The sequence below is a fragment of the Pseudomonas sp. BSw22131 genome, from assembly GCF_026810445.1.
Taxonomy (GTDB): Bacteria; Pseudomonadota; Gammaproteobacteria; order Pseudomonadales; family Pseudomonadaceae; genus Aquipseudomonas; species Aquipseudomonas huanghezhanensis.
The window spans coordinates 806,694-818,557 of sequence record NZ_CP113949.1 but is presented as its reverse complement, the minus strand read 5'-3'; the positions used below and the strand labels follow the sequence as shown (position 1 = coordinate 818,557).

Below are 11,864 nucleotides of genomic sequence, written 5' to 3'. Positions count from 1 at the left end.
CTGCATCGACCACAGCAGTCATTTTAAAAAAATCAAAAAATGGAGCTAGCCAATGAAGCGTCGCAGTTTGATTAAAGCGTTCACCTTGTCCGCATCAATCGCCGCAATGGGTTTGACCTGGACCGTCCAGGCCGCTGAGACCATCAAGGTCGGCATTCTGCATTCTTTGTCCGGCACCATGGCCATCTCCGAGACTTCGCTCAAAGACATGGCGCTGATGACCATTGACGAGATCAACGCCAAGGGCGGCGTCAACGGCAAGATGCTGGAACCCGTAGTGGTCGACCCGGCGTCCAACTGGCCGCTGTTCGCTGAAAAGGGCCGTCAGTTGCTGACCCAGGACAAAGTGGCCGTTGTGTTCGGTTGCTGGACCTCGGTGTCGCGCAAATCGGTTCTGCCCGTGTTCGAAGAATTGAACGGCCTGCTGTTCTATCCGGTGCAATACGAAGGTGAGGAGATGTCACCGAACGTGTTCTACACCGGCGCAGCGCCTAACCAGCAGGCGATTCCTGCGGTCGAGTACTTGATGAGCGAAGACGGCGGCGCCGCCAAACGCTTCTTCCTGCTGGGCACCGACTACGTCTACCCGCGTACCACCAACAAGATTCTGCGTTCGTTCCTGCACTCCAAAGGCGTGAAGGACAGCGACATCGAAGAGGTCTACACCCCGTTCGGTCATGCCGACTATCAAACCATCGTGGCGAACATCAAGAAGTTCTCGGCCGGTGGCAAGACCGCTGTGATCTCGACGGTCAATGGCGATTCCAACGTACCGTTCTATAAAGAGCTGGCTAATCAGGGCTTGAAAGCCACCGACGTTCCGGTGGTTGCATTCTCGGTCGGCGAAGAAGAACTGCGCGGCATCGACACCAAGCCATTGGTGGGCAACCTGGCGGCCTGGAACTACTTCCAGTCGGTCGAGAACCCGGTCAATAAGAAGTTCGTCGCTGACTGGAAAGCCTACGCCAAGAAACACAACCTTCCAGGCGCGGACAAGGCTGTGACCAACGACCCGATGGAAGCCACGTACGTCGGCATCCATATGTGGGCGCAGGCCGCTGAGAAAGCCAAATCGACTGACGTCGACAAAGTGCGCGAGGCCCTCGCCGGTCAGACATTCGCTGCGCCGTCCGGCTTCACCCTGACCATGGACAAAACCAACCACCACCTGCACAAGCCGGTGATGATTGGCGAAATCCAGGACGACGGTCAGTTCAACGTCGTGTGGCAAACCAAGGAGCCGATCCGCGCCCAGCCGTGGAGCCCGTACATCCCTGGCAATGACAAAAAGCCTGATACCCCGGTGAAGAGTAACTAAGGAAAACGAGGTGCACAGCCAGATGAAATCATCTGGCTGAACCTTCTCCTGTGGGAGGGAGCTTGCTCGCGATGGCGGTGTGTCTGTGACTTATTCGTCGGCTGACACACCGCCATCGCGGGCAAGCGCGCTCCTACAAAATCCGCGGCAGACTGCGGACGCTTTCAGGACACTGACATGCCCAAATCCTTCTACCGCCTCATCGTCGCCCTCAGCCTGCTGCTGCCCTTCACGGTGCAGGCCAGCGATGCCGGAGATTTCGTTGCGGCCAGTTCCGCCGGACAAGCCGACTTGCTGGAAGCCTGGGCCGCCAGGCCCGATCCCGCGCGCGTCGAGCTGATGATCGCCCTGCAGGACGGACGCGTTGCCGCCGACAGCAGCAAACGTGCGTTCATTGAAACCCACGAAAAAATCGTCGCCGTCGACCCCGACGCAGCCCCCTCCGCCGATGCGCCGACCCCCGACGAGCCGCGCAAACTGCGCCTGAACAACCGACTGCGCGGACTGGTCGATACCGCCCTCGCCAGTCACCAACTGCTGGCCGCTGATGAAAAACTGCGTCTGGCCGCCGCGCAACAACTGCAGAAAAGCGCCCGCCCGGCGCAATTGCCGCTGCTCACTCAGCAAGTGGCCAGCGAGCAAAACGACACCGTCCGCTCGGCACTGACCCTGGCACTCGCCAACTTGCAACTGGTGGACACCAGCCCCTCCGTGCGTCTAGCCGCTGTACGTCTGCTCGGCGAAACCGGTGACCCGCTGGCCCGCACACGACTGCAAGCGCTGCTCGAACCCAACGTCGAAACCGACGCCACGGTGCGCCTGGCGGCTGAAACCAGCCTGGCGCAGGTGAAACGCAAACTGATGATCGGCGAAATTCTCGGTCAGGCGTTCAGCGGCATGTCGCTGGGCTCGATCCTGTTGCTGGCAGCGCTGGGGCTGGCGATCACCTTCGGCTTGCTGGGCGTGATCAACATGGCCCACGGCGAGATGCTGATGCTCGGCGCTTACTCCACCTATGTCGTGCAATTAATGTTTCAGCGTTACGCACCGGCCGCTATCGAGTTCTATCCACTGATCGCCTTGCCGGTGGCCTTCTTCGTCACGGCCTGCATAGGCATGGCGCTGGAGCGCACGATCATTCGTCATTTGTATGGCCGCCCATTGGAAACCTTGCTCGCCACGTGGGGCATCAGCCTGATGTTGATCCAGCTGATCCGGGTGGTATTCGGCGCGCAAAACGTCGAAGTGGCCAACCCGGAATGGCTGTCCGGCGGGATTCAGGTGCTGCCCAATCTTGTGCTGCCGTACAACCGCATCGTGATCATCGCCTTCGCGCTGTTTGTGGTAGTGCTGACCTGGCTGCTGCTTAACAAGACCCGACTGGGCCTGAACGTGCGCGCCGTCACCCAGAACCGCAACATGGCCGCCTGCTGCGGCGTGCCCACCGGACGTATCGACATGATGGCCTTCGGGCTCGGTTCCGGGATCGCCGGACTCGGCGGCGTGGCGCTGAGCCAGATTGGCAACGTCGGCCCTGACCTGGGCCAGAGCTACATCATCGACTCGTTCCTGGTGGTCGTGCTCGGCGGCGTCGGTCAACTGGCCGGGAGCGTGATGGCGGCCTTCGGGCTGGGCATCGCCAACAAGATTCTCGAGCCGCAAATCGGCGCCGTGCTGGGCAAGATCCTGATCCTGGCGCTGATCATTCTGTTTATTCAAAAACGTCCGCAAGGCCTTTTCGCGTTGAAAGGACGGGTGATCGACTGATGAATCAACCATTGATGGTCACGGCTGCGCAACGCGCGGGCACCAAAGTCACGATCAGTGTCGGCGTGGTGATTCTTGCCCTGCTGATCGCTTTGCCGCTGTTGTCGTTACTGCCGGAAAGCAACAGCCTGCAAGTCTCGGCCTACACCCTGACGCTGGTCGGCAAGATTCTGTGTTACGCCATCGTCGCGCTGGCGCTGGACCTGGTCTGGGGTTACGCCGGTTTGCTGTCGCTTGGGCATGGCCTGTTCTTCGCCCTCGGCGGTTACGCCATGGGCATGTACCTGATGCGCGAGGCGGCGGGCGATGGCTTGCCTGCGTTCATGACCTTTTTGTCGTGGACCGAAATCCCGTGGTATTGGGTGGGCACGCAACACTTTCTCTGGGCCATGTGTCTGGTGGTGCTGGCGCCGGGGTTGCTGGCGCTGGTATTCGGCTTCTTCGCCTTCCGTTCGCGGATCAAGGGCGTGTACTTCTCTATCATGACCCAGGCCCTGACCTTCGCCGGAATGCTGTTGTTTTTTCGCAACGAAACCGGGTTCGGCGGCAACAACGGCTTCACTAACTTCCGCAGCATTTTGGGGTTCAGCATCACCTCGCAAGGCACCCGGGCGGTGTTGTTTCTGCTCACGGTGGCGCTGCTGGTCGGCAGTCTGTATGTCGGCTGGCGCCTGGCGCAAAGCAAGTTTGGCCGTGTGCTGACCGCACTGCGCGACGCCGAAAACCGCCTGATGTTTTGCGGCTACGACCCGCGCGGTTTCAAGCTGTTCGTCTGGGTATTGAGTGCAGTGCTGTGCGGCCTGGCAGGCGCGTTGTACGTGCCGCAGGTCGGCATCATCAACCCTAGCGAGATGTCTCCGACAAACTCCATCGAAGCCGCCGTCTGGGTAGCACTCGGCGGCCGCGGCACGCTCATCGGCCCGCTGCTGGGCGCCGGGGTGGTCAATGGCATGAAAAGCTGGTTCACCGTGGCCTTCCCTGAATACTGGCTGTTCTTTCTCGGTGCGCTGTTCATCGTAGTGACGCTGTACTTGCCCAAGGGCGTGATCGGCCTGCTGAAGAAAAGGGGCGAACAATGAAAGTCACTCCCACTCCCGCCTTCGATCCGGTGCTCGATCCGAACAGCGACGCGGGCACCAGCCGCGACGCCATCGGGCTTGGCCAGGTGGCGGGCACCGGGCTCAATACCCGGCACGGCACGATCCTGACCCTTGAAGACATCAGCGTCAGCTTCGACGGCTTCAAGGCGCTCAATGACCTGAACCTGTATATCAGCGTGGGTGAGCTGCGCTGCATCATCGGCCCAAACGGCGCGGGCAAAACCACGCTGATGGACGTGATCACCGGCAAGACTCGCCCGAGCCACGGCAAAGCCTGGTTCGGTGAAACCCTGGACCTGACGCAGATGAGCGAGGTGCAGATTGCCCAGGCGGGCATCGGCCGCAAGTTTCAGAAGCCGACGGTGTTCGAGGCGCTGAGCGTATTCGAAAACCTGGAGCTGGCGCAGAAGACCGATAAATCGGTGTGGGCCAGCTTGCGCGCAAAACTCAACGGCGAGCAGCGTGACCGCATTGATGAGGTGCTGGAAACCATTCGCCTGACCAGCTCGATGTCGCGCCCGGCGGGGCTGCTGTCCCACGGGCAAAAGCAGTTTCTCGAGATCGGCATGTTGTTGGTCCAGGACCCGCAACTGTTGCTGCTCGATGAGCCTGTTGCGGGCATGACCGATGCCGAAACCGAATTCACCGCCGAGCTGTTCAAGCGCCTCGCGGTCAAGCACTCGCTGATGGTGGTTGAGCATGACATGGGCTTTGTCGGCTCCATCGCCGACCACGTGACAGTGCTGCACCAGGGCAGCGTGCTGGCCGAGGGGTCGCTTGAAGACGTGCAGGCGGATGAACGGGTGATTGAGGTTTACCTCGGCAGATAGCGCCGAACCCTGTAGGAGCGCGCTTGCCCGCGAAATCGATGGGTCAAACGATATTGATGTCACAGACCCACCACAATCGCGGGCAAGCGCGCTCCTACAGGTCACAAATCGTTTTTTGGGTGATCAGCCATGCTCCAAGTCGAAAAGCTCCACCAGTACTACGGCGGCAGCCACATTCTTCGTGGCTTGTCGTTTGATGTGAAAGTCGGCGAAGTCACCTGTCTGCTGGGCCGTAACGGCGTGGGCAAAACCACCCTGCTCAAAGTGCTCATGGGCCTGCTGCCGTCCAAAGAAGGCGCGGTGCAGTGGGAAGGCAAGCCGATCACCACATTCAAGCCGCATCAGCGGGTGCATGCCGGGATTGCTTACGTGCCTCAGGGCCGCGAGATTTTCGGGCGCCTGACCGTGGAAGAAAACCTGCTCATGGGCCTGTCGCGTTTCCCTGGCTCCGAAGCCAAGGAAGTCCCGGCATTCATCTACGAGCTGTTCCCGGTGCTGCTGCAAATGAAGCAACGCCGTGGCGGTGATTTGTCCGGCGGACAGCAGCAACAGCTGGCGATTGGTCGTGCACTGGCCAGCCGCCCTCGCCTGCTGATTCTCGACGAGCCCACCGAAGGCATTCAGCCGTCGGTGATCAAGGAAATCGGCGCGGTCATCAAGAAGCTCGCTGCACGCGGCGACATGGCTATTCTGCTGGTCGAGCAGTTTTACGATTTTGCCGCCGAACTGGCTGACCAGTACATCGTGATGTCCCGTGGCGAGATCGTGCAGCAAGGCCGTGGCGAGAACATGGAAGCCGAAGGCGTACGCGGTCTGGTGACCATCTGAGGCACGAATCCAGTAAGGTGCGAACCTTCGAAACACGATAAAAAGACAGCTATGAATCTTCCTGCCCACACTGCTTTGTTCACCCCCAGCTGGCACGCCGAGCTTGCGTTGGGCTATGGCCGTTTCGGTGACAGCACCCGCCCGACTCAGCGCTGGCACAAGGGCCCGCTGCGGGTGCAAAAACACCTGTATCCCGAAGGCCCTGAAGTCTGCCAGCACATCATTGTCCACCCGCCTGGCGGTATCGCCGGGGGTGACCGTCTGGACATCGACGTCAACGTGGGCGCCGACGCGTGGGCTCAGCTGACCAGCCCCGGTGCCGCGAAGTGGTATCGCGCTGCCGGGCCGGCTTATCAACAATTGACGATGAAAGTTGAAGCCGGTGCCACGCTGGAATGGCTGCCGCAGGAGACGATCGTGTTCAGCGACGCCAAGGCTGAACTCAGCACCCGCATCGAGCTGCAAGGCGATGCGCGCCTGCTCTACTGGGACGTGGTAGCACTGGGCCGTCCTGCCAGCGGCGAACGGTTTGATCTGGGCCACTTTCAGGCGCATCTGGATATCCGTCGCGACGGCCACCTGCTGTGGCACGAACGCCAGCGCATCGTTGGTGACGACGGTCTGCTGGAATCGCCGATTGGCTTGTGCGGCAAGCCTGTATTTGCAACGCTGATCCTTACCGGCGATCTTGACCCCGCGCTGATGGAAGCCTGTCGCAACCTGGCTGAGCATTCGCGGGTGCGTGGGGACGTGACGCAACTGCCAGGGCTGGTAGTCGCGCGCTGCCTGGCGGACGAGGCGCTGCACGCCCGGGGCTGGCTGATCGAACTATGGAAGCTGCTGCGCCCAGCCCTGTTGGGCCGCGAAGCCGTAGCACCGAGGATTTGGAGTACGTAGCGCTGTTGATCTTTGTAGGAGCGCGCTTGCCCGCGATAGCGGTGTATCAGCCACCGTTGATGTCGCAGACATACCGCCATCGCGGGCAAGCGCGCTCCTGCAGGCTCTGCATCGAACCGATAATTTGACTGATTCAACGGACCCGAACATGGACCTGACGCCACGCGAAAAAGACAAGATGCTGATCTTCACCGCAGGTCTGGTTGCCGAACGGCGGCTGGCACGCGGCCTGAAACTCAACTATCCAGAAGCCATGGCCTTCATCTCCGCCGCCTTGCTCGAAGGCGCACGTGATGGCCAGACGGTAGCCGAACTGATGCACTTCGGCACGACGCTGCTGACCCGTGAACAAGTGATGGAGGGCATCCCGGAAATGATCCCGGAGATTCAGGTCGAGGCGACCTTCCCTGACGGCACCAAGCTTGTGACCGTGCACCAACCCATCGCCTGATACTCGACCCCAAGTGAACCGAACATGACTGACCTCATCCGCGACGCATTGCCAGCCGACTTGCCCGCCGTACTCGCCATCTATAACGATGCGGTGCTCAACACCACGGCCATCTGGAACGAGCAACCGGTGGATCTCGCCAACCGGCAAGCCTGGTTCGACGCCCGTGCCGCGCAGGGCTATCCGATTCTGGTAGCCGTCGATGCTGCGGGCGACGTGGTGGGTTATTCCTCGTTCGGCGACTGGCGCCCGTTCGAAGGCTTTCGCCATACCGTCGAACATTCGGTTTACGTACGCGCCGATCAACGTGGCAAAGGCCTGGGCCCACTGCTGATGCAAGCGCTGATCAAGCGTGCCAGAACCTGTGACAAACACATGATGGTCGCCGCCATAGAAAGCGGGAATGCGGCGTCGATTCAGTTGCACCTGAAAACGGGCTTCGTCACCACCGGGCAGATGCCGCAGGTGGGCACCAAGTTCGGTCGCTGGCTGGACCTCACGTTCATGCAACTGGATCTGTCTCCCGGCGCCAGCGCACCTGCATCCCAAGCCCCTACGTCCTGACTTATTCGACTGCCTGACTTATTCGACTGAAAGGAAGCCCCGCACTCATGAACCCGGCCCAGATAAGACGCGTCACCACCGAAAGTTTTGCTCACTACCGCCAAGGGCTCGCCGAGCTGTTGCTGGACGCGGTGCATCGTGGGGCCTCGGTGGGCTTCATGGCGGACGTGGGACAGGAAGACGCACTGGCCTGGAGCGATAGCGTCAAAGCCGAGATCGAGCAAGGCAAACTGTTGTTGTGGGTCGTCGTGCAGGAAGAAGAAGTCTTGGCCACCGTGCAACTGGCGCTCTGCCAGAGGGCCAATGGCCTGAACCGCGCCGAGGTGCAAAAACTGCTGGTACGCCATGCCGCGCGCCGTCGGGGCATGGCCACGCAATTGATGCATACGGTCGAACAGGCCGCGCAACAACTCAAGCGCGGCATGCTGTACCTGGACACACTTGACGGCTCAGCGGCCGAAGATTTCTATCGCTCAATGGGCTACCAGTTGTCCGGGACAATCCCGGACTACGCCTGCAACCCCGACGGGGAATACAGAGCCACCGCCATCTATTACAAAATCTTGTCGAGGAAGACCGCATGATCCCTGGCCAGTACCAGATCCAGCCCGGCGACATCGAACTCAACGCCGGTCGCCGCACGCTCACGCTGAACGTCGCCAACAGTGGTGACCGGCCGATTCAGGTCGGCTCGCACTTTCACTTTTTCGAAACCAACGACGCCCTCACGTTCGACCGCCCCGCCAGCCGTGGCATGCGCCTGAACATCCCTGCGGGCACGGCGGTGCGCTTTGAGCCGGGGCAATCGCGGGATGTGGAACTGGTGGACCTGGCGGGTGCGCGGCGGGTGTTTGGGTTCGCCGGACGGGTGATGGGTGATCTTTGATTGCCCGCAACACCTGTAGGAGCGCGCTTGCCCGCGATAGCGTCGGGTCAGCGATATCCACGTCACAGGAAAATCGCACATCGCGGGCAAGCGCGCGCCTACAAAGGATGCGCTGTCCGCGACAGATAACTGAACTCAAGGAATCCCGATGAAGATTTCCAGACAAGCCTACGCCGACATGTTCGGCCCCACCGTTGGCGACCGTGTGCGTCTGGCGGACACCGAACTGTGGATCGAGGTCGAGAAGGACTTCACCACCTACGGCGAAGAAGTGAAGTTTGGCGGCGGCAAGGTCATTCGTGACGGCATGGGTCAAGGCCAGGGCGTGGCTGCCGAAGTGGTCGATACGTTGATCACCAACGCGCTGATCGTCGATCACTGGGGCATCGTCAAAGCCGATGTGGGGATCAAGAACGGGCGCATCGCTGCTATCGGCAAAGCGGGCAATCCGGACATCCAGCCAGACGTGACCATCGCCATTGGCGCCGCAACTGAAATCATCGCTGGCGAGGGCATGATCCTGACCGCTGGTGGCGTCGATACGCACATCCACTTCATCTGCCCGCAGCAAATCGAAGAGGCGCTGATGAGTGGCGTCACCACCATGATCGGCGGCGGCACCGGCCCCGCAACTGGCACCAATGCCACCACCGTGACGCCTGGCCCGTGGCACATGGCGCGCATGCTCCAGGCGGCTGAAGCGTTCCCCATGAACATCGGTTTCACCGGTAAAGGCAACGTCAGCCTGCCGGAGCCACTGATCGAGCAAGTCAAAGCCGGCGCCATCGGCCTCAAGCTGCACGAAGACTGGGGCACCACGCCTGCCGCGATCGACAACTGCCTGAGCGTCGCCGATCAGTACGACGTGCAAGTGGCGATTCACACCGACACCTTGAACGAGTCCGGCTTTGTCGAGACAACGCTGGCGGCGTTCAAAAATCGTACGATCCACACCTATCACACCGAAGGCGCCGGCGGCGGTCACGCCCCAGACATCATCAAGGCGTGCGGCTTCCCGAATGTACTGCCCAGTTCGACCAACCCGACGCGCCCGTTCACCCGCAATACCATCGACGAGCATCTGGACATGTTGATGGTCTGCCATCACTTGGACCCGAGCATCGCCGAAGACGTAGCGTTCGCTGAAAGCCGCATTCGCCGCGAGACCATCGCCGCCGAAGATATTCTTCATGACTTGGGCGCGTTTTCGATGCTCAGCTCCGACAGCCAGGCCATGGGCCGCGTGGGTGAGGTGATCATCCGCACCTGGCAGACTGCCGACAAGATGAAGAAGCAACGCGGCCCGCTGCCGCAGGATGGCGAAGGCAACGATAACTTCCGTGCCAAACGCTACATTGCCAAATACACCATCAACCCGGCGATCACCCACGGCATCAGCCATGAAGTGGGCTCGATTGAAGTGGGTAAGTGGGCGGATCTGGTGCTGTGGCGCCCGGCGTTCTTCGGGGTCAAACCGACGCTGATCCTCAAGGGCGGCTCTATTGCGGCCAGCCTGATGGGCGATGCCAACGCCTCTATTCCAACGCCGCAACCTGTTCACTATCGCCCGATGTTCGCCAGCTACGGCAGCTCATTGCACGCCAGCAGCCTGACGTTCATCAGCCAGGCGGCCATGGATGCAGGCGTGCCGGAACAACTGGGTTTGAAAAAGCAGATCGCGGTGGTCAAAGGCTGCCGCAACGTGACCAAGGCGGACTTGATCCACAACGATTACCTACCGCACATCGACGTCGACCCGCAGACCTACCAGGTCAAGGCAGACGGCGTGCTCTTATGGTGCGAGCCCGCCGATGAATTGCCGATGACGCAGCGGTATTTCCTGTTCTAAAACGCTTCGCAGGAGCGTGTCCGTCCGCGGTTGTGGCCAAATGCATAGACATCAAGCCAATAATCATCCGATCGCGTGCAGATCCGCTCCCGTCTATTATGTCTACCGTAAATCCACTCCCCGCTGAACCATCAAGGCGTTAAGATGCCGCATCTCACTTACCGCTCCAGCAGCCAGGTATTCGCTCATGCGTCTTTCCGACTTCATCGTTAAGCAAGTCGACCGCATCGTCGATGAGTGGGAAAGTTTCGCCAGCACCCTAAAGCCAGCTGCTGACTCCATGAACACTGTCGAGCTACGTGACCACGCCAAATCGATCCTGTTGGCAGCGGCGCGGGACATGAACACGGCGCAAACCAAAGCCGAGCAAATCGCCAAGGCCCAAGGCGAAGAACTCAATAAAACCCCGACACTTGATGAGGCCGCCTCCAGTCACGGCGAGCTGCGGCACACCGTGGGCTTCGATCTGGTGCAGATGACTTCCGAATTCCGCCACTTGCGCGCGACCGTAATCCGGTTCTGGGTCGAAAGTCTGCAAGTCCCTGACGCTGCCTCCTTTCAGGACATGATTCGTTTCAACGAAGCCATCGACGAGGCGCTCGCCGAATCCACCATGGCCTACGCCGAGCGGTCCAGTCGTTCACGGGATATTTTCCTCGCCATACTCGGGCATGACCTGCGCGCGCCATTGCAAGCGGTAGGCATGTGTTCGGACGTCCTGATGCGCAAATCGGGGATTGACCCTTCATCCCTGAACTACATCACCCGAATCAAAAGCAGCAGCCTGCAAATGGCGACCATGGTTGGCGACTTGCTGGGGTTTGTGCGCAGCCGTTTAGGCGTGTCGTTGCCGGTGGAGCGTCAGCCCATGGAAATGGTCATTGCCTGCCGCGATGCCATCGATGAAGCCAGCGTCGGCCATCCCGACTGCAACCCGACGTTCAACTACACCGGCAACACTCAAGGTGAATGGGACCGCAATCGAATCGATCAGCTGTTGAGGAATTTGATCGGCAATGCGCTGCAGCATGGCGCATCCAGCCATCAGATCAACGTCGCGCTGACCGGTGATGACAATCACGTAACGCTCACTGTCCATAACGAAGGTGAACCGATTGCCGAAGAAGCCATTGGCAGCATTTTCGATCCGCTGGTGCGAAGCGCGAATGAGAATGTGGGTATTCACAACCCTTCCACCAGCCTGGGACTCGGGTTGTTTATCGTCAAAGAAGTGGTCAGTGCCCACGGCGGCAGCATTACCGTGACCTCAAATATTGGCGACGGGACAACCTTTACCGTGGTCTTGCCAAAGAAGGCCTGATGACCGGCCTGTAAGAGCGGACTGCTCAGCTTCGCGGGCCAGTCGATATGCCG

Annotated in this window: 12 protein-coding genes; all 12 read left to right on the top strand. The window is 60.3% G+C overall.

What is annotated here, in order from left to right:
• Window positions 1-52: 52 nt before the first annotated feature.
• The 12 genes from urtA to OYW20_RS03555 all read left to right on the top strand — a co-directional run bounded on the left by urtA (window position 53) and on the right by OYW20_RS03555 (window position 11,811).
• Window positions 53-1,318, top strand: a complete 1,266-nt coding sequence (gene urtA, locus OYW20_RS03610; RefSeq protein ID WP_268799368.1) for an urea ABC transporter substrate-binding protein — start codon at window positions 53-55, stop codon at window positions 1,316-1,318.
• Window positions 1,319-1,495: 177 nt separating this feature from the next.
• On the top strand, window positions 1,496-3,085 hold the full coding sequence (gene urtB / locus OYW20_RS03605; protein WP_268799367.1) for an urea ABC transporter permease subunit UrtB: 1,590 nt from the start codon (window positions 1,496-1,498) through the stop codon (window positions 3,083-3,085).
• Window positions 3,085-4,164 carry an urea ABC transporter permease subunit UrtC gene (gene urtC / locus OYW20_RS03600; RefSeq protein WP_268799366.1) on the top strand — a complete coding sequence of 360 codons (1,080 nt, stop codon included), beginning with the start codon at window positions 3,085-3,087 and terminating at the stop codon, window positions 4,162-4,164. Before urtB ends, urtC begins: the two co-directional genes overlap by 1 nt.
• Window positions 4,161-5,015 carry an urea ABC transporter ATP-binding protein UrtD gene (urtD, locus tag OYW20_RS03595; protein ID WP_268799365.1) on the top strand — a complete coding sequence of 285 codons (855 nt, stop codon included), beginning with the start codon at window positions 4,161-4,163 and terminating at the stop codon, window positions 5,013-5,015. The genes urtC and urtD overlap by 4 nt, the downstream gene beginning before the upstream one ends.
• 129 nt (window positions 5,016-5,144) lie before the next feature.
• Complete coding sequence (gene urtE / locus OYW20_RS03590; RefSeq protein ID WP_268799364.1) at window positions 5,145-5,843, top strand: urea ABC transporter ATP-binding subunit UrtE; 699 nt, start codon at window positions 5,145-5,147, stop codon at window positions 5,841-5,843.
• Between the two features lie 51 nt (window positions 5,844-5,894).
• On the top strand, window positions 5,895-6,740 hold the full coding sequence (locus OYW20_RS03585; protein WP_268799363.1) for an urease accessory protein UreD: 846 nt from the start codon (window positions 5,895-5,897) through the stop codon (window positions 6,738-6,740).
• Between the two features lie 148 nt (window positions 6,741-6,888).
• Window positions 6,889-7,191 carry an urease subunit gamma gene (locus OYW20_RS03580; RefSeq protein WP_268801033.1) on the top strand — a complete coding sequence of 101 codons (303 nt, stop codon included), beginning with the start codon at window positions 6,889-6,891 and terminating at the stop codon, window positions 7,189-7,191.
• 24 nt (window positions 7,192-7,215) lie between these two features.
• The gene (locus OYW20_RS03575) at window positions 7,216-7,755 is read left to right on the top strand and encodes a GNAT family N-acetyltransferase (protein ID WP_268799362.1); all 540 of its coding nucleotides are present in this window, start codon (window positions 7,216-7,218) and stop codon (window positions 7,753-7,755) included.
• Window positions 7,756-7,802: 47 nt separating this feature from the next.
• Window positions 7,803-8,339, top strand: a complete 537-nt coding sequence (locus tag OYW20_RS03570) for a GNAT family N-acetyltransferase (RefSeq protein ID WP_268799361.1) — start codon at window positions 7,803-7,805, stop codon at window positions 8,337-8,339.
• A complete protein-coding gene (locus OYW20_RS03565) occupies window positions 8,336-8,641 on the top strand; it encodes an urease subunit beta (protein ID WP_268799360.1) in 306 nt (101 codons plus the stop codon). Before OYW20_RS03570 ends, OYW20_RS03565 begins: the two co-directional genes overlap by 4 nt.
• 148 nt (window positions 8,642-8,789) lie before the next feature.
• Window positions 8,790-10,490: an urease subunit alpha gene (gene ureC / locus OYW20_RS03560; protein WP_268799359.1), complete on the top strand. Its 1,701-nt coding sequence runs from the start codon at window positions 8,790-8,792 to the stop codon at window positions 10,488-10,490.
• A gap of 187 nt (window positions 10,491-10,677) precedes the next feature.
• The gene (locus tag OYW20_RS03555; protein ID WP_268799358.1) at window positions 10,678-11,811 is read left to right on the top strand and encodes a sensor histidine kinase; all 1,134 of its coding nucleotides are present in this window, start codon (window positions 10,678-10,680) and stop codon (window positions 11,809-11,811) included.
• Window positions 11,812-11,864: the final 53 nt, after the last annotated feature.

Coding starts and splice junctions, on each gene's coding strand:
- OYW20_RS03570 (WP_268799361.1), top strand. CDS start 7,803: ATGAACCCGGCCCAGATAAGACGCGTCACCACCGAAAGTTTTGCTCAC.
- ureC (WP_268799359.1), top strand. CDS start 8,790: ATGAAGATTTCCAGACAAGCCTACGCCGACATGTTCGGCCCCACCGTT.
- urtC (WP_268799366.1), top strand. CDS start 3,085: ATGAATCAACCATTGATGGTCACGGCTGCGCAACGCGCGGGCACCAAA.
- OYW20_RS03575 (WP_268799362.1), top strand. CDS start 7,216: ATGACTGACCTCATCCGCGACGCATTGCCAGCCGACTTGCCCGCCGTA.
- urtA (WP_268799368.1), top strand. CDS start 53: ATGAAGCGTCGCAGTTTGATTAAAGCGTTCACCTTGTCCGCATCAATC.
- OYW20_RS03585 (WP_268799363.1), top strand. CDS start 5,895: ATGAATCTTCCTGCCCACACTGCTTTGTTCACCCCCAGCTGGCACGCC.
- OYW20_RS03555 (WP_268799358.1), top strand. CDS start 10,678: ATGCGTCTTTCCGACTTCATCGTTAAGCAAGTCGACCGCATCGTCGAT.
- urtD (WP_268799365.1), top strand. CDS start 4,161: ATGAAAGTCACTCCCACTCCCGCCTTCGATCCGGTGCTCGATCCGAAC.
- OYW20_RS03565 (WP_268799360.1), top strand. CDS start 8,336: ATGATCCCTGGCCAGTACCAGATCCAGCCCGGCGACATCGAACTCAAC.
- urtB (WP_268799367.1), top strand. CDS start 1,496: ATGCCCAAATCCTTCTACCGCCTCATCGTCGCCCTCAGCCTGCTGCTG.
- OYW20_RS03580 (WP_268801033.1), top strand. CDS start 6,889: ATGGACCTGACGCCACGCGAAAAAGACAAGATGCTGATCTTCACCGCA.
- urtE (WP_268799364.1), top strand. CDS start 5,145: ATGCTCCAAGTCGAAAAGCTCCACCAGTACTACGGCGGCAGCCACATT.